We start from the raw sequence: 16,876 nt of genomic DNA on the forward strand, positions 1-16,876 counted from the left end.
GAAGTTGCGTGAATTCAGTTCTTACTCAGGGGTAGGCTCGCCCGCTCTCCTTGTTATACGGTCCGTCTAACAAGCGGGCCGCGGCGCGTTGCGGGACGGCGCCCGGTCCGTTGCCTGAGCGAACAAGAGAACGTACGCATCAGAGTCAAGGAGCCGCAGCATGGCAAGCAGCACTGTTCGGCCGACAGCGCAGGACCACCCCGAAGAGGACGACGTGGCCAGGCGACTGCTCGACTCGGCCGCCGTGTTGGCCTACGACCCGGCCACCGAAGTGGACTGGGAGACCCCCCTCGACAAGGACTTTCACGGCGCGAGCCCGGAATGGTGCTCCCTGTACGGCACGGCGTACTGGCAGGAGCTCACCGATGCGCAGCGCAAGGAACTGACGCGGCAGGAAGCCGCGTCGGTGGCCAGCACGGGCATCTGGTTCGAGATGATCCTCCAGCAAATGGTGCTGCGCGACGTCTACATGAAGAACCCCGCCAGTGCCGAAGTGCAGTGGGCGCTCACCGAGATCGCCGAGGAGTGCCGGCACTCGATCATGTTCGCCCGCGGCGCCGAGAAGCTGGGCGCGCCCGCCTACCGGCCCAAGCGGTTCGCGATGGAACTGGGCCGGGCGTTCAAGACGGTGGCCTTCGGCGAGGCGGCGTACGCCGCGATCCTCGTGGCCGAAGAAGTGCTCGACGTCATGCAGCGCGACTGGATGCGCGACGAGCGCGTCGTGCCCTTCGTCCGCACGATCAACAACATCCATGTCGTCGAGGAATCGCGGCACATGAAGTTCGCCCGCGACCAGACGAGCAAGCGCCTTGCCGGGGCGGGCCGACTGCGCCGCCAGATCAACGCGTTCGTCGTCGCGATCGCGTCGTACTACATCGTCACCAGCATGGTGAACCCCAAGGTGTACGCGAACGCCGGGCTCGACGAGAAGCGCGCCCTCGCCGAGGCGAAGGCCAACGAACACCACAAGTCCATGATGCGCTCCAGCTGTTCGGGCCTGATGGAGTTCCTGGCCTCCGCCCGCCTGCTGACCAGGCCCGCGCTGGCCTTCTACAAGCGCGCCCACCTCATCTGAGCCGAACGAGTCGAGCCGACGCCATGACCTACGCCATCACCCAGACCTGCTGCAGCGACGCCACGTGCGTCGCCGTCTGCCCGGTCAACTGCATCCACCCGACGCCGCAGGAGCGGGCGTTCGGCAGCACGGAGATGCTGCACATCGACCCCACGACCTGCATAGGCTGCGGCGCCTGCGCCGACGCCTGCCCGGTCGAGGCGATCTTCCCGGTGGACAGCCTGCCCGTCGCGCAGCAGGAGTACGCGACGATCAACGCGGCGTACTACGCGGACCAGGCGCCCGAACCGGCCCCGGAGGGGCCGAACTTCCACGCCTGGGACGAGCCGACCTTCCCGCGCGTCCTGCCGTCGGACTTCGCGCCGCTGAAGGTCGCCGTCGTCGGCACCGGACCCGCCGGGATGTACGCGGTCCAGGACCTGCTCCTGCACACCAGCGCCGAAGTGACCCTGATCGACCGGCTGCCGGTCACCGGTGGCCTCGTACGCTTCGGCGTGGCACCGGACCACCCCGCCACCAGGAAGGTCGGCGACACCTTCGCACGCTTCCACACCCATCCGCGGGTGCGGATGCACCTGGGGCTCGACGTGGGCGCCGACGTCACCGCGCAGGAGCTTGCCGCACACCACGACGCGGTCATCTACGCCGTGGGCGCATCGGCCGACCGCACCCTGGCCGTCCCGGGCGAGGAACTGCCCGGCTCCATCTCCGCGCGGGCCTTCGTCGCCTGGTACAACGGCCACCCGGATGTGGCGCCGGACGCGATCGACCTGTCCGCCGAGCGCGTGGTCGTCGTCGGCAACGGCAATGTCGCCCTCGACGTCGCCCGAATCCTGCTCGCCGACCCCGACGGCCTCGCCCGCACCGACATCGCCGAGCACGCGCTGGCGGCGCTGCGGGCCGGCAAGGTGCGCGAAGTGGTCCTGCTTGGACGCAGGGGCCCCGAGGACGCCGCGTACACCAGGTCCGAACTGCTCGCCCTCAAGCACGTCCCGGGCCTCGACCTGGTCGTCGACGACCACGACCCCCGGACCGCCCCGGCCATCGACGAGACCGATCCGCAGGCCGATCCCCAGGGCAGGGCGGCCCTCCTGCGAGGCGTCACGCGCGCCCGCGTCGACTGGGCGCAGCCGCCCGCACCCGGGCGGCGCATCGTGCTCCGCTTCCACTCCGCCCCGGTGGAGATGGTCGGCGACGCGGCCGTCGAAGGCGTGCGCGTCGTGGAGGGGACGGGGGAGCGGACCATACGGGCGGACATGGTGCTGCGCGCGATCGGCTACCGCGGGGTGCCGGTCGCCGGACTGCCCTTCGACGAGACCACCGGCACCGTGCCCCACGAGGGCGGCCGGGTGGCCGGACAGCCCGGCACCTACGTCGTGGGCTGGATCAAGCGGGGCCCCAGCGGCGGCATCGGCGCCAACCGCACCTGCGCCGCCGAGACGGTCACCACGCTCCTGGCCGACGCGGTCGCCGGCGCCCTGCCCGCACCCCGCTCCGCGCCCAAGGCCTTCCACCGGCTCGCCCGGCGGCGCAACCGCGCGGGGAGCCCCACGCCGAGCCGGTAGCGGCGGCAGCGGCGGCTCAGTCCGTGCGGGTCTCGGCCAAGGTGTGCGCGACCAGGGCGTTGGCGTGTCCGTGCCCCAGGCCGTGCTCGGTCTTGAGCCAGCCGACCAGTTCCATGTGCTTGGTCAGCGGCGAGGAACGGATGAGGTCCTTCCACTCCCCGACAGGGCGCCCGTACTTCTTCTCGATCGAAGGGAAGTAGCTGGCAGGGCCCTTGGTGGCTTCGGTCATGGTGACGCCGTCCCGTCTTTCGGAGTGTTGTTACCAGTAGGACGGGTGGGGCCCGGTGAAGTCATCGGCCGGCCGGGGTGGCGTGGGTCACATGCCGTCCCGGCCGGAGTCTTCTCAGGTGGTGCCCGGCCCGGCTGCCAGGGGCCGAAGCCCCCCTCTCGCGAACGATTGGCGGGGCCGCGAGGACGGGCTTAGCCTGGGGAGCAGTGGACGCCCCTGTTCACTGCATGGCCGACACGCCGGCAATCCCATGACGGGCTCTCGGACGACACCCTCAGAGCCTGCCGCCTCCCCGAAGCGGGGCAGCGGCAGCGGTATCGCACTCCTTGTCATCGCCTCGTGTCAGCTGATGGTGGTCCTCGACATCACCATCGTGAACATCGCCCTCCCCCACATCCAGACCTCGCTCGGCTTCTCCACCGAGACGCTGTCCTGGGTGATCAACGCCTACACACTGACCTTCGGCGGCCTGCTCCTGCTCGGCGGGCGGCTCGGCGACATCCTCGGACGCCGCAGAGTGTTCATGTTCGGCGTCCTGCTCTTCGTCTTCGCCTCGCTGCTCGGCGGACTCTCCCAGGAATCCTGGCAGTTGCTCGCCGCGCGCTCCCTGCAGGGCGTCGGCGGCGCCATCGCCTCGCCCACCGCCCTCTCGCTGATCACCACGACCTTCCGCGAAGGACCCGAGCGCAACCGGGCGTTCGGTGTGTTCGCGGCGGTCTCGGCCGGCGGCAGCGCGATCGGCCTGCTCGCGGGCGGGCTGCTCGTGGAGTGGCTCGACTGGCGCTGGGTGCTGTACGTGAACATCCCCATCGGCCTGCTCATCGCCCTCGCCACACCCCGCTACATCCGCGAGTCCGAGCGCCACCCCGGGCACTTCGACATCCTCGGCGCGCTCACCTCCACGGCGGGCATGGTGCTGCTCGTCTACGGCTTCATCCGCGCCTCCGAGGACGGCTGGAGCGACAGCCTGACCATCGCTTCCTTCGGGGCGGCCGTCGTGCTCCTCGGCCTGTTCCTCGCCGTCGAGCGCCGCTCGAAGCAGCCCATCACGCCCCTGTGGATGTTCCGCGACCGCAACCGCGCCGGTGTCTACGGGATGATGCTGTGCCTGGCCGCGGCCATGTTCGGGATGTTCTTCTTCCTGACGCTCTTCGTACAGAACATCCTGAACTTCAGCCCGCTGCGAGCCGGTCTCGCCTTCCTGCCGGTGAGCGCGATCATCGCGGTCGGCGCGGGACTCGCCTCCCAGCTGCTGCCCAAGTGGGGGCCCAAACCCTTCATGGTGGTGGGCGCGACGCTGGCCGCCGTGGGGCTCGGCTGGCTGACGCTGACCGACGTCGACAGCACGTACACGGGAAGCCTGCTCGGCCCCATCCTTGTCTTCGGCTTCGGCATGGGCATGCAGTTCGTGTCCCTGACGCTGATGGCGGTCTCGGGGGTGCGGCCGCAGGACGCCGGAGCGGCCTCGGGAATCCTCAACGCCACCCAGCAGGTGGGCGGTTCGCTCGGCCTGTCCGTCCTGGTCACCGTCTTCGGCACGGCAAGCCGCAACGAAGCCAGCGACCAGGTGCCCCGCTTCCTGGCGGAGGCGACCCCGGCCCAGCGGCTGGAGTTCCGCAGGACGGGCGAGCTGCCGGGGCGCTGGGGCGACCAGGTCCTCGCCTCGGGCATCTCGAGTTCCTTCATCGCCGCCGCCGTCTTCGCCGTCGTCGCCGCGCTGATCGCCCTGATCATCATCCAGGTGCGGCCCGCCGACCTGGAGCGGCTGCAGGGCAACGGCGCCGCTCCGCCCGCGCCGGCCGGGCAGACGCATGCCGTCGACGCGCCGGAGCCGAGTGCGGACGCGCCCGACCCGGGTTCGGACGATGGTCCTCCGCCCCGCGACGGCCCTCCTGCGCGCAGCTGAATCCGCCCGTCGAGTGCGCTCCTTCCGGAGTGCTCGACGCCCGGTTCCCGGGTGGCCTGATTCCCTTGGTGTGCAGGCGAGTTGAGAATGGGCAGACGTAGTATGACCAGCCGATCGGGAGCGCGAGGGCGGTGGGGGCGGCGCGGGGCAAGGACCCATGGAGACGTGCGTGAACACGGACACCGACTACCGCTTGCTGGGCCCGGTCGAGGCGTGGCGCGCGGGCCGCAGACTCGCCCTGGGCGGCCCCAAGCCCCGCGCACTGCTCGCCGCGCTGCTCCTGGAGCCGGGGCGCGTGGTGTCCGTCGACGCGCTGATCGACGCCATCTGGGGCGAGAGGCCGCCGGACACGGCACGCTCCCTGATCCAGTCGTACGTCTCCGCGCTGCGCCGCGCGCTGTCCGCCGACGCCATCGAGACCCGGCCGCCCGGCTATCTGATCCACACCGACGCCACCCTCGTCGACCGCACCGAGTTCGATCGCCTCGCCGTACAGGGCAGGCAGGCCGCGGCCGACGGCGATCACGCCGCGGCGGCCCGGCTGCTGGGGGACGCCCTCTCCCTGTGGCGCGGCCCCGCGCTCGGCGGAATCGGCGAGACGCTGCGGGCCATGGCCGACCAGCTGGAGGAGGCGCGGCAGGCGGCCCTGGAGGAGCGCATCGCCGCCGAGCTGGCGCAGACGGGCCGCGAGAGGGAGCTGGTGGCCGAGCTCACCGCACTGGTCGCCACGCACCCCACCCGTGAACGGCTGCGCGGCCAACTCATGCTCGCCCTCTACCGACTGGGGCGCCAGGCCGACGCGCTCGCGGTGTACGTGGAGGGCCGCAACGTACTCGCCGAAGAGCTCGGCATCGACCCCAGCCCCGACCTCCGACGGATGTACGAGGCGATCCTGCGGGCCGACGAAGGACTGCTGCCCTCCACGAGCGACGCACCCGACCCCAGGAATCCCGCCGTCGTCCCGGTGGCGGCCCTCCTGCCGCCCACCATCGGCGACTTCACCGGCCGCGACACCCAGCTCGCCGACGTACGCGCCGCACTGTCGGGGCCCCGCGACGCCATGCCGGTCGTCGTCCTTTCCGGGCCCGGCGGCGTCGGCAAGTCCACCCTCGGCGTCCGCGCCGCCCACCAGGTCGCCGACGCCTACCCCGACGGGCAGCTGTACGCCGAGCTGCGGGGCGCCGCCGATCCCGTGGCACCCGGCGAAGTGCTCGGACGGCTCCTGTACGCCCTGGGGGCCGACCCGCCCGACGGGGACGCCGAGCGGCGCGACCTCTTCCGCAGCCTGGTCGCGGGGCGCCGCGTCCTGCTCGTGCTCGACGACGCGGCCAGCGAGTCCCAGGTGCGCCCGCTGCTCCCCGGGAGCGCCACCTGCGGGGTCCTGATCACCGCGCGGGCCCGCCTCGGCGCCCTGCCCTGCACCCACCGCGCCGATCTCGACGTCCTCGACACGGAGCCGGGCACCGAACTCCTCGGCCGCGTCGCGGGACAGGAGCGCGTCAGGGCCGAGCCGGACGCCGCCCGGCGCATCGTCGAACTGTGCGGCGGACTCCCGCTCGCCATCCGCATCGCCGGAGCCCGCCTCGCCACCCGCAGGCACTGGACCGCGCGCATGCTCGCCGACCGGCTCGCCGACGAACACCACCGCCTGGACGAACTCGCCGTGGGGGACCTGGAGGTGCGGGCAGGCCTCGGCATGAGCTACCGCGCCCTGGACGCCCCCGCCCGCACCGCCCTGCGCCGCCTGGGCCTGCTCGCCGCCCCCGACGTGGCCGCGTGGGTGGTCACCGCGCTGCTCGACGTGCCCGAAGCCGAGGCGGACCGTGTCGTGGAACAGCTCATCGACGCCCAGCTCCTGCACTGCACCGGTGTCGACCGCGCGGGCCAGCCCCGCTACCGGCCGCACGACCTCGTGCGCGTGTACGCCGCCGAACGCGCCGACGCCGAGGACCCGCCCGCCGAACGGGCCGCCGCCGTCGGCCGCGCCCTGGGCGCCTGGCTCTGGCTGACCGGCCGCGCCGCCTCCGCGACACCGTCCGGCGCCGTCGAACTGCACCGCGGGCTCCTGGACTCCAGCGGCACCGGCGGGTCCGCCGCCGTCGCCCTGCGCCGCCTCGTGCGGCCCGTCGGACCCGAGGCCACCCAGCGGGCCCTCGCCGACCCGGCAGCCTGGTTCGAGGCCGAGGCCGACGCGATAGCCGCCGCCGTCGAGCGCGCGGCAGCCCTCGACCTGCACACCCTCTCCTGCGAGGCGGCGGCCGCCCTGTGCTCGTCCGCGTACACCGTAGGCAACCGCTTCGAAGCCTGGTGGCGCACGCACGACGCGGCCCTGGCCGCCGCCCGCCGCGCCGAGGACCGAGCGGGCGAGGCCCTGCTGCTCATCGGCCTTGGCCAACTCCGCTACGAACAGGACCGGTTCCCCGAGTCCCAGGGCTACTTCACACAGGCGGCCGGGCTCTGCGCCGAACTGGGCGACGTACGCGGCCGGGCCGCCGCCTTCGCCGGGCTCGGCAGCGCCCTGCGGGAAGCGGGCCGGCTGCGCGCCGCGCAGGAGACCCTCGTCCGCGCCGTCGACGGCTTCCGCCGGCTCGGCGACGACCCGGGCATCGGCCTCTCCTGCCGGTACGCCGGGTCCGTCCAGCTCGAACTCGGCGACTTCGCGTCGTCGCGCGCCTTCCTCGACGAGTCGCTGCGGGCCTACCGCAGGCTCGGCAGCCGGCGCGGCGAATCCCTCACGCTGCGCTCGCTCGGCCTGGTGCACCGCGCGCTCGGCGAGTACGCGGCGGCGGAGGAGCTCTCCGGTCGCGCGGTGGACCTCCTGAGCACCCTGGGCGACCCGCTCATGCTCGCCTACGCCATGCAGGCACGGGCCAAGTCCCGCATCAGACTGGGCCGGTCGGCCGAGGCCGCGCCCGAGATCCGGCACGTGCTCGACGTCTGCCGCGGCCAGCGCGACCGCTTCGGCGAGGCCCTCGGCCTGCGCACCCTCGGCGAGTGCGAGCTCGCCGCGGGCCGCATCGACACCGCCGAACAGCACCTGACCGCGGCCGCCGCCCTCTGGAACGACCTGGAGCTGCCGCTGCCCCGCGCCCGCACCCTGCGCGATCTCGCCGCGGCGCGGGAGGCCGCGGGGGACCGGGCGGGGGCGGGCGCGCTGCGCGCCGAGGCGCGGGACGTCTTCACGGCGTACGAGGCACGCGAACGGAACGAGCCGGGGCTCTGACCCCCCCCGTACCGGCGCCCTGCGGTCCGCTTCTCGCGGACTTGCAGAGAAATTGCAGCGGCCTGCGTCACGCTCTGGTTGTCGGCGGGTGAACACGCCCCCGGCAACGGGGGATCGCAGGAAACAACGGGGGACTCAGCGGAATTCATCGGGGGAAGCACGGGGGAAGGCCACTGATGCCTCGTACGGCCCACACCACCGACACCGTCGGTCGTGTGGGCCGCTCGGCGCGTAGAGCCCCTGCCAGGGCACGGAGGGGACTCCGGGGGCGGGCGGGCAGCCCGTCCCCGGAGCTGTGCCCGCCACCGTCGCCATGAAGGGGCCAAACATGTCGTCGATCATCCTCATGAACGACCCCAGAGTCGTCGGCATCCCGGTCGACGACTGCGGCGAAGCCCTCGTCGACCTGCGCCAACTGCCCTTCGTGGACGTCGACGACCGCCTGGCCGATCCCGACGGGGCCTACGCCCAGCTGCGGGAGGGCGTCGCCTGGCGGCTGGCCCGCGCCGCCCGGCTGCTGCCCGAGGGACTGCGCCTCCTGGTCACCGAGGGATACCGGCCGCTGGCCCTGCAGATCCAGTACTTCGAGGAGTACGCCGCCGAGCTCAGGCAGGCCAACCCCGACTGGTCGGACGCGCACCTGCACCGGCAGACGAGCCGCTCCCTCTCGCCGCCCGAAGTGGGCCCGCACGTCGCGGGCGCCGCGGTCGACCTCACGCTGTGCACCGCCTCCGGCACCGAACTCGACCTGGGCACCCCGGTGAACGCTAGCCCCGAGGAGAGCGAGGGCGCCTGCTACATGGACTGCGACCGCATCACCCCGACCGCCCGCCGCAACCGCCGCACCCTCACCGCGGCCCTGGCCACGGCAGGCCTGGTCAACTACCCCACGGAGTGGTGGCACTGGTCCTACGGCGACCGCTACTGGGCCCTTGCGACCCAGGCCCCCGCCGCGCGGTACGGCCCGATGACGCTCGACGCACCGGCGACCTGAGCCTCCCCGGTCGCTGGTACATCCGGATGAATGTCACCTGAGGCGCGATCCAGATTCCTTGGAGTTGGGAGGTCTGCACATGTCGAGAACGTGCCACCGACTCCGTCCCAGGGACAGAAGCGGCCACCACCGGCCGCGCGAGGATGAAGGAGAAGCGAGCATGGCCATTCAGCGGATGGACAACGTCGGCATCGTCGTCGAGGACTTGGATGCCGCCATCGCGTTCTTCGTGGAACTCGGTATGGAGCTGGAGGGCAGGGCGGAGGTCGGGGGCCTCGTCGCCGACCAGTGCACCGGACTGGACGGCGTCCGCTGCGACATCGCGATGGTTAGGACCCCGGACGGTCACAGCAGGCTCGAACTGGCGAGGTACCGCAGCCCCGCGGCGATCAGCGCCGGGCCGCGCGACAAGCCGCACAACATCCTGGGCACGCACCGCGTCATGTTCGCCGTCGACGACCTCAAGGACACCGTCGCCCGCCTGCGCCCGCACGGCGCCGAACTGGTCGGCGAGATCGCCCGGTTCGAGGACAGTTATCTGCTCTGCTACGTCCGGGGTCCGGAGGGCATCATCGTTGGTCTCGCCGAGCAACTGGGCTGAGTGTCGTATCCGCTCACGAGGCGAACGGCACCGCCGCCGGTGTCTCGTCGAGTGACGACGCCACGGGGTGGTGCCACAGGCCTCGCGCCGCGAGTTGCGGGAGTACGCCCTCGCCGAACCAGTACGCCTCCTCCACGTGCGGGTAGCCCGAGAGGACGAACTCGTCGATGCCCAGGGCGTGGTACTCCGCGATGCGGTCGGCGATCTCGGTGTGGGAGCCGACCAGGGCCGTGCCCGCGCCGCCGCGCAGGAGGCCGATGCCCGCCCACAGGTTCGGGTGGATCTCCAGGCGGTCGGTGGAGCCCCCGTGCAGGGCCAGCATGCGTTTTTGGCCCTCGGAGCCCGAGCGGGCCAGACCCTGTTGCACCTCGCTGATCACGGACGGGTCGGTGCCCGACAGGAGGCGGTCGGCCTGGGACCAGGCCTCCTCGGCCGTGTCGCGGGCGATGACGTGCAGGCGGATGCCGAAGCGGACCTCGCGGCCCTCGGCCCTGGCCAGTGTGCGGATCCAGCCGATCTTCTCGGCGACCTGCGCCGGCGGTTCGCCCCAGGTGAGGTACACGTCGCTGTGCCGGGCCGCGACCGGGCCCGCCGCCCTCGACGAACCGCCGAAGTAGACCGGTGGGATGGGGGAGGGGAGGCGGGTGAGGCGGGCCTGCTCCACCCGTTCGTGTTCGCCGTGGAAGTCGACGGTCTCGCCGCGCCACAGGGAGCGGACGATGTGCAGGAACTCGTTGCAGCGGGCGTAGCGGTCGTCCTTGCCGAGGAAATCCCCGTACGCGCGCTGCTCGTGGTCCTCGCCGCCCGTGACGATGTTGAGGAGCAGGCGTCCGCCGGAGTGCCGTTGGTAGGTCGCCGCCATCTGGGCGGCGAGGGTCGGCGTGACGAGGCCGGGGCGGAAGGCCACCAGGAACTTCAGCCGCTCGGTCGACTCGACCAGCATCGCCGTGGTCAGCCAGGCGTCCTCGCACCAGGCGCCGGTGGGGGTGAGCGCTCCCTCGAAGCCCAACTGCTCCGCTGTACGGGCCACTTGGGTGAGGTAGGCGAGGCTGGCGGGGCGGTCGCCCCCGGCGGCGCCGGTGGGTACTCCGTGGCCGCCGCCGACGATGTGGCGGCTGTCGCCGTTGGTGGGCAGGAACCAGTGGAAGGTCAGGGGCATGGGTGGGAACGTCCTTCGTGATCGTGACGTCGAGACCGGTCTCAGGCCAGGCCGTTGCGGGGCGGCGGAGTGTCGTTGAGCTCCCAGCCGCCCAGGTACCGGAGCTTGAGGCGGCGCGGGTCGTGCAGGGTGTGGGTGCGGGCGTTGCGCCAGTGCCGGTGCAGATTGAGGTCGCGGTCCGCGGCGCGGGTGCCGATGAGTTCGAAGACGCCGCTGGAGACGGCCAGGGCCACCGCGTCCGACTGGGCGCGTGCGGCGGCCACCGCCGCCGACGCCTCGGCGGCGCTCCGCTCGGTCGGTTCGGCGCGGGCGGCGTCCAGGGCGTCACCGGCCTCGCGCAGCAGGGCGCGCGCGGAGCGCACCTTCAGGGCGAGTTCGCCGAAGCCGTCGATGACGGCTCCCTCGTCGGCGGCCCGCTCCACGCCCGCCTCCAGGCGGGGGCGGGCCAGCGAGTGGATGAGCCGCCTGCCCTCACGCAGGGCGCCGACGGCGATGCCCGTGTCGATGGCCGCGTGCAGATACTGGCCGAAGGCGCCGAACACCTCGTCCTTCTCGAAGATCGGGTACACCGGCACGATGTGCTCGGCGGGCACCCGCACCTGGTCGAAGCGCACGGTGCCGCTGCCGGTGGTGCGCTGGCCCATGCCGTTCCAGTCGTCCTCGACGCGCACACCGGGGTGGTCGGCCGGCACCCAGGCCGCGTGGGTGCGTCCCTCCTCGTCGTTGGCGTACGCGGGAATCCAGTGCGCGAACAGCGATCCGGTCGCGTAGAACTTGGTGCCGTCCAGGACGCGGCCGCCGTCGGGGTGCCGCTCGAAGCCGATGGCGAACTCACGGGCCGTACGGGTGCCGCGTTCGGAGAGCGCGTTGCCGAAGTGCCGCCCCGCGAGGACCTCGCGGTAGAAGAAGGCGCGCTGTTCCTCGGTTCCCGCGTGGGCCAGGACGTTGACGAAGAAGTAGTGGTTCTGCGGGATCTGGCCGATGCTCGCGTCACCGGCCGTCAGCTCCGTGAACACCTCGCCGAGACTGCGGGCACTCAGCTCGGGCCCGCCGTGCGAGCGGGGGATCGAGAGCGTGAAGAGCCCGGCTTCGGTGAGCTCGCGCACCTCGTCGTACGGCAGATCGCGCTCGGCGTCGCGTCGCGCGTCGTCGGCGGCCAGACGCTCGGCGATCTGCCGCGCGATCGCGATGGCCTCCGCGTCGGATGCGGGGATGCGGGGCATGGGGCGGACCTTTCGGAGTGCTGGGGCGGGGTGCGGGGGAGGACGTGGGGGCCGGATCGCCCTGATCGGCGCGGAAGGGAAAGCCGATTACCGCTAGGCCGCCGCGAGCCGCGTCGGCTCCGCGAGCACCTCGCGGAAGCGGTCGACGACCGGGGTGAGACCGGCGTCCGCGTCCGGCGTGAGGCTCACCGTCCCGTCGTCGGCGGCCGTGATGTGGCGGTCAAGGACGAACCAGCCCTGGGCGACCTCGGCGCCGAGCGAGGTGAGGACGGGCCGCAGCGCGTAGTCGACGGCAAGGACATGGGCGGGGGAGCCGCCGGTGGCCAGCGGCAGGACGGGCTTGCCGCGCAGCGCGTACTGCGGAAGGAGGTCGAGAAAGGTCTTGAGGACCCCCGAGTACGCCGCCTTGTAGACGGGCGTGCCGACCACGAGCGCGTCGGCGTTCTCGACCAGGGCGACGGCATCGGCGACGGCCGGGTGCGAGGTGTCCGCGGAGAGCAGCGCGTCGGCGGGCAGCGTGCGGACATCCAGCGTCTGCACGCGATGACCCTGTGCGGCAAGGCCGCGGCCCAGGTGCTGGACCAGACGCGCGGTGCGGGACGAGCCGGGGGCGGAGGCGCTGCCGGTGAGCGTGAGAACGGTGGCCATGGCGGAAGTCCTTCGGGTACGCGGCCGCAGGGGCCGGTGGAGCGAGGCGGTTGGCAAGGGCGAAGGGAGGCAGGCGCGCAGACCCTGCGGAAACGCGCGATCGCGAAGGGCGCGGCGCTGCTTCGATCCGAGCGGGGTGCTCCGTCAGAACATCGCGCGGGCCGTCAACGGGCCCGGCGGGAAGCGGAGTTCAGGCGCGCGAGAGGCGCACGAGAAGTGGTGGAGTGCCCGGCGGGTGCTCAGTGGCAGCGGCGACAGCAGGCGCTGCACACCCGCGCGAGGTCGACGTACCGTCGCCGCGTGAGGTGGGGTCGCACTGCGTTCATGTCCTCGATTCAAGCAGCTGCCCCCACGGGCGTCGAGTCGGTAATCACTAAGCCCTGATAGGGTTTCCCTCCCACAGCGGGGGTTCGGTGAAAGGCGCGCGGGATGCGGACAGAGCAGCTCGAGTACATCGAGGCCGTCACCAGGCTCGGCTCACTGCGTCGCGCCGCGGGTGAACTCCACCTCTCGCAGCCCGCGTTGAGCGAGACCGTGCGGAACCTGGAGCGGGAGCTCGGCGTCTCGCTCCTGGACCGGCACCGCTCCGGGGCGAAGGTCAGCGACGAGGGCCGCGAGCTGTTGCCGCACATCATCGGCGTACTGGAATCGGTCGACCGGTTGCGCAGGGCGGCGCACGACCAGCACCAGTCGAGCCGCGTGGTGCGCGTCGGCACGGTGAACGCGGCCACCGCCCCGCTCCTGGTCCCCGCCGTGCGCGCCTTTCGGGAGACCCACCCCGCGACGCAGGTGGAGATGGTCGGCTCGCAGCAGGACGACATCCACCGGGGCCTGCGCGAGGGCCGCTTCGACCTGGGCCTGGTCAACTACCTGGACGGCGACGACACCCCGCCCGACTTCGACACCACCGAGCTGCTGCGCGGCAGGCCCGTCGTCTGCCTGCACCCGGAGAGCCCGCTGGCCCGGCTCGCCGCCGTGTCGCCCGCCGACCTCGCGACGGAGCCGTTCATCGCGATGCGCGCCGGCTACGTGATGCACCGCTACGCCCACCGCCTCCTCGGCGGCTCCCCGCCGTCCTTCGCGTACTCCACGGACGGCGCGGAACTGGGCAAGCTGATGGTGGCCGAAGGCCTCGGAGCCGCGCTCCTGCCCGACTTCAGCGTCATCGGCGACCCGCTGGAGCGGGCCGGAATGATCACGCACCGCCCGCTCACCGACGAGACCACCCGCGTCCTGGTCGTCCTCCAGCGCCGCCGCAGCGAGTCCTTCCCGCGCGCCGTACGGGAGTTGTACGCGGCGTTCGTGACCAGGGCCGCGGAGCTCAGGGAACGTCCGTGAGGCGCGGGGGAGCCGCGCCCTACCGCCCCTGACCGCCGCGCAGGGCCCCGCGCGCCACCGCTGACAGCAGCGAGCCGATGGCCACGCCGATGGCCAAGTAGACGGCCGCCGTGCCGATCTGGGCCTCGAGCGACGCGGAGAAGGTGAAGGGCAGCAGCACCATCACGACGGTCGCCAGCGTGACGATCCAGACGAAGAACCGGTCGGCCTGGGGCGTGCCGAGCACCAGCAGATGCAGCAGGAGCGTCGCCGCCAGGGCGGCCAGCGCGGCACTGCCGGCCAGCAGCCCGGTCGAGGCGTCGCCCATCGCGCCGTCACCTTCGGGCGCGAAGACCGGAATACCGAGCACGCCCCGTACGAGCAGCAGTCCGACGACGGCGGTGAGGGCGGCGACCAGCGCGGTGACCAGGCCGCCGACCCACAGCCGGCCGGCATCGACGCCGCGCCGCGGGGGCGGCTGCTGGTGCCCGTACTCGGAAGGCTGTCCGTAGCCGGACGGCCCGCCGTAGCCCTGCGGCGACCCGTGGTCGTACCCCGACTCGTAGCCGTAGGGCTGACGTGATGGCTCCATGTGGCCTTACCCCTCCTCGCGGGACCCGTTCCTTCCGATCGTCCCGGCGTGCGGCCACACCACCAGCGGACAGCCGCCACACGAGTGGGGCCCGGTCAGCCGGCTTCCGTGTCGGGCCGGTCCAGGGCGTCCGCGAGACGCGGTACGGGGGCGAAGACCGGGTAGAGGCCCGTCACCCGCAGGATCTGCAGGGTCAGTGGATGGGCGCAGACCAGTTGCAGCTGTCCGCTGTGCTCCAGGATGCGTCGCCGGGCCCGGCACAGCAGACGTAACCCCGAGCAGTCGAAGAACTCGACATGACTGAGATCGATGATCGCGGTGAGGGCGGGCCGTGCCGTGTGGGCGTCCAAGGCCGGAGCCATGTCGAGCGCGGCGCTGACGTCGATCTCGCCGTGGAACTCCAGTACCAGGTGGCCTTGTGTGCGGTAGGTGTGCAGGTGCCCGGCGGAGGCGGGCGGGGAGCCGTCGATCATGGTGGCATCCTCGGTGTGGACGAGGCCTGACATGTGCCGAGAAAGGGAGGGGAACAGGCTCACCGGGGACCAGGGTGATCGTGCGCGGCGAACCGAGGGGGCCAGGCCGCGACACAGCCGCTTGCCGGGCCGCGCCAGCGGTCCGCGCATCCCTCATCTGCCCTGGTGGGGCAGGGAGGCGAGAGGCTTCCATCATGGACCCATCGGGCTGCGTTCGGCACATGTCCGGGGCAACTCGCTGATATTGCCGTGAAGTTGGTGGGCCCTGGGCAAGGGGCAATGGCGCCAATCGGCCTGGACCGCGCGGGGGAGCCGCCGTAGCGTCGAAGCCACGCCCTGGACCCCGGCGACCTCGGTGGACGCGCACCTGCTCCGGGCGGGCACGACCTGCCCGCGGACGGTGCGCATGCTGTTCTCTGTTTCCACGGCGTGGGGAGACGTCGATGGGACGGACCGTGCGCATGGCGAGGCTGCCCCGCATCACCACACGGCACCAGGACACCGCGGGGGCCGCCGAGCGGGACGGGCACCTGACGGCCCTCGCCCTGGAAGCCGGGCGGGCGGGGGACTCCGTGGACGTCCTGGGCGAAGTGGCCGCGGCCGTTCTCACGGCATCCGGCGCATCGAGGGCACTGGCGCACCGCATGAGCGACGCGGCCCGCGTCGCGGCGCACTACGTCATCGGACACAGCAGCGCGGAGCGCATCCGTCTGCTCATCAGCGTGCACGAGGCACGGATCACGCTGGCGGTGACCGACTACGACGGGAAGAGCCCGGGGCCGCCCGCCTGGCTGCCGGTGTCCCGCCACGACACCCTCGAACTCGCGGGACTGCGCCCCGGCGTCGACCCGCTGCTCGCCACCCCGCGGGCGGACGGCCTGCAACTGCACCGCACCCCGGACGGACACCTGCGCCTGGCCCTCTGCGCCGCCTGGCACACGGCCTCCGCACCACCCTGAACCCGGGCCGCCGCACACGGTCACCGGCGCACGTCACCCGCGGCGGGCGACGTGCCACGCGCCGCCGGATCGGAAGGTGTCCGGCAGGAGCGAGCTCCTGCTACGAGAGGACACCGTCATGCCGATCGCCGGTGCGGCACGGCCGCTGGCGGGGCGCATCGTCCAGCAGCTCGTGCGCGTCACCCTCCTCGACATGTCGACCCGCCTCGCGGCGCAGGCGTTCCTGGCCGCGCTGCCGATGCTCATCGCGGTGGCCTCGTTCAGCCCGCAGGCCGTCCGGCAGGAACTGCTTCGCTCGCTGCGCACCCTGCTCGGTTCGAGCGGGCCCGTGGTGGCGCGGGCCGAGGAAGCGACCGCGGGCGGGGACACCGTGCTGCACAGCTGGGGCGCGGCGGGCGTGCTGGTCGCACTGCTCTCCGCGACGGCCTTCACCCGCGCCCTGCAGCGCATGTGCGAACGCTCCTGGGACCTGCCACGCCCCGGTGTGCGGCTCGTCGCCTGGCGCTGGGCGGTCTGGCTCCTCGTATGGATCGCGATGCTCATCGTGCAGGGCGTGCTGCACCGGGCGTTCGGAGCCGGCCCCGTCCTGGGCATCCCCCTGCAACTGGCGGCGTCGGTCCTGATGTGGTGGTGGACCCAGCACCTGCTGCTCGTCGGCCGGGTGCCCTGGCTGCCCCTGCTGCCGGGAGCCGTCCTCACGGGCACGGGAGTGGTCTCCTTCTGCACGCTCTCGGGGCTGTGGCTGCCCCGCGCGCTACGACTGAGCGAGGAGCGCTACGGGGCACTCGGCTCGGTGTTCACCGTGCTGTCCTGGCTGATCCTGTTCTTCACCGTCGTCGTGTTCGGCGTCGCCGTCGGCCGGCTGCTCGCCCAGGAGGAGTTCCTGCGCCGACGGCTCGGCGGGCGCACGGA

Annotated in this window: 15 protein-coding genes and 1 pseudogene; 9 read left to right on the forward strand and 7 right to left on the reverse strand. The window is 72.5% G+C overall.

Features of this window, described 5'->3' with window-relative positions; translation table 11 throughout:
* The first annotated feature begins 160 nt into the window (after positions 1-160).
* Complete coding sequence (locus ACIGXX_RS04045) at positions 161-1,075, forward strand: diiron oxygenase (RefSeq protein ID WP_351156102.1); 915 nt, start codon at positions 161-163, stop codon at positions 1,073-1,075.
* Positions 1,076-1,098: 23 nt separating this feature from the next.
* Positions 1,099-2,640, forward strand: a complete 1,542-nt coding sequence (locus tag ACIGXX_RS04050; RefSeq protein WP_351156100.1) for an FAD-dependent oxidoreductase — start codon at positions 1,099-1,101, stop codon at positions 2,638-2,640.
* Between the two features lie 16 nt (positions 2,641-2,656).
* Here ACIGXX_RS04050 and ACIGXX_RS04055 read toward each other — a convergent pair whose 3' ends face one another.
* The gene (locus tag ACIGXX_RS04055; RefSeq protein WP_351156098.1) at positions 2,657-2,869 is read right to left on the reverse strand and encodes a DUF4287 domain-containing protein; all 213 of its coding nucleotides are present in this window, start codon (positions 2,867-2,869) and stop codon (positions 2,657-2,659) included.
* Between the two features lie 250 nt (positions 2,870-3,119).
* On the opposite strand from ACIGXX_RS04055, the gene ACIGXX_RS04060 reads away from it, so the two are divergent.
* From ACIGXX_RS04060 to ACIGXX_RS04075, 4 genes are all read left to right on the forward strand, one after another.
* Positions 3,120-4,775 carry an MFS transporter gene (locus tag ACIGXX_RS04060; protein ID WP_399972491.1) on the forward strand — a complete coding sequence of 552 codons (1,656 nt, stop codon included), beginning with the start codon at positions 3,120-3,122 and terminating at the stop codon, positions 4,773-4,775.
* A 169-nt stretch (positions 4,776-4,944) separates the two neighbouring features.
* The gene (locus ACIGXX_RS04065) at positions 4,945-7,998 is read left to right on the forward strand and encodes a BTAD domain-containing putative transcriptional regulator (RefSeq protein ID WP_399972494.1); all 3,054 of its coding nucleotides are present in this window, start codon (positions 4,945-4,947) and stop codon (positions 7,996-7,998) included.
* 328 nt (positions 7,999-8,326) lie between these two features.
* Positions 8,327-8,992 (forward strand): M15 family metallopeptidase, encoded by a 666-nt coding sequence (locus ACIGXX_RS04070; protein ID WP_351156092.1) that lies wholly within the window; start codon positions 8,327-8,329, stop codon positions 8,990-8,992.
* Between the two features lie 160 nt (positions 8,993-9,152).
* A complete protein-coding gene (locus ACIGXX_RS04075) occupies positions 9,153-9,593 on the forward strand; it encodes a VOC family protein (protein ID WP_361464692.1) in 441 nt (146 codons plus the stop codon).
* Positions 9,594-9,606: 13 nt separating this feature from the next.
* Here ACIGXX_RS04075 and ACIGXX_RS04080 read toward each other — a convergent pair whose 3' ends face one another.
* The 4 genes from ACIGXX_RS04080 to ACIGXX_RS04095 form a co-directional block, all read right to left on the reverse strand.
* Positions 9,607-10,752: an LLM class flavin-dependent oxidoreductase gene (locus ACIGXX_RS04080; RefSeq protein WP_399972499.1), complete on the reverse strand. Its 1,146-nt coding sequence runs from the start codon at positions 10,750-10,752 to the stop codon at positions 9,607-9,609.
* A gap of 41 nt (positions 10,753-10,793) precedes the next feature.
* On the reverse strand, positions 10,794-11,975 hold the full coding sequence (locus ACIGXX_RS04085; RefSeq protein WP_366463468.1) for an SfnB family sulfur acquisition oxidoreductase: 1,182 nt from the start codon (positions 11,973-11,975) through the stop codon (positions 10,794-10,796).
* A gap of 93 nt (positions 11,976-12,068) precedes the next feature.
* Positions 12,069-12,623: an NADPH-dependent FMN reductase gene (ssuE, locus tag ACIGXX_RS04090; protein ID WP_351156084.1), complete on the reverse strand. Its 555-nt coding sequence runs from the start codon at positions 12,621-12,623 to the stop codon at positions 12,069-12,071.
* A gap of 239 nt (positions 12,624-12,862) precedes the next feature.
* The gene (locus tag ACIGXX_RS04095; protein ID WP_351157927.1) at positions 12,863-12,949 is read right to left on the reverse strand and encodes a putative leader peptide; all 87 of its coding nucleotides are present in this window, start codon (positions 12,947-12,949) and stop codon (positions 12,863-12,865) included.
* Positions 12,950-13,052: 103 nt separating this feature from the next.
* On the opposite strand from ACIGXX_RS04095, the gene ACIGXX_RS04100 reads away from it, so the two are divergent.
* On the forward strand, positions 13,053-13,961 hold the full coding sequence (locus ACIGXX_RS04100) for a LysR family transcriptional regulator (protein ID WP_351156081.1): 909 nt from the start codon (positions 13,053-13,055) through the stop codon (positions 13,959-13,961).
* A 19-nt stretch (positions 13,962-13,980) separates the two neighbouring features.
* On the opposite strand, the gene ACIGXX_RS04105 is transcribed toward ACIGXX_RS04100, so the two are convergent.
* Together ACIGXX_RS04105 and ACIGXX_RS04110 are read right to left on the reverse strand one after the other, a co-directional pair.
* The gene (locus ACIGXX_RS04105; protein WP_366463467.1) at positions 13,981-14,532 is read right to left on the reverse strand and encodes a DUF6069 family protein; all 552 of its coding nucleotides are present in this window, start codon (positions 14,530-14,532) and stop codon (positions 13,981-13,983) included.
* Between the two features lie 95 nt (positions 14,533-14,627).
* Entirely contained in the window at positions 14,628-15,005 is a 378-nt protein-coding gene (locus ACIGXX_RS04110) for an STAS domain-containing protein (RefSeq protein WP_366463466.1), read from the reverse strand.
* A gap of 443 nt (positions 15,006-15,448) precedes the next feature.
* On the opposite strand from ACIGXX_RS04110, the gene ACIGXX_RS04115 reads away from it, so the two are divergent.
* Together ACIGXX_RS04115 and ACIGXX_RS04120 are read left to right on the forward strand one after the other, a co-directional pair.
* Positions 15,449-15,964 carry a hypothetical protein gene (locus ACIGXX_RS04115; RefSeq protein WP_351156074.1) on the forward strand — a complete coding sequence of 172 codons (516 nt, stop codon included), beginning with the start codon at positions 15,449-15,451 and terminating at the stop codon, positions 15,962-15,964.
* Between the two features lie 193 nt (positions 15,965-16,157).
* Positions 16,158-16,826, forward strand: a pseudogene (locus tag ACIGXX_RS04120) (YhjD/YihY/BrkB family envelope integrity protein); the annotation flags it as partial.
* Positions 16,827-16,876: the final 50 nt, after the last annotated feature.

The sequence above is a fragment of the Streptomyces sp. NPDC055243 genome (genome assembly GCF_044544025.1).
In the GTDB taxonomy this organism is placed as follows: domain Bacteria; phylum Actinomycetota; class Actinomycetes; order Streptomycetales; family Streptomycetaceae; genus Streptomyces.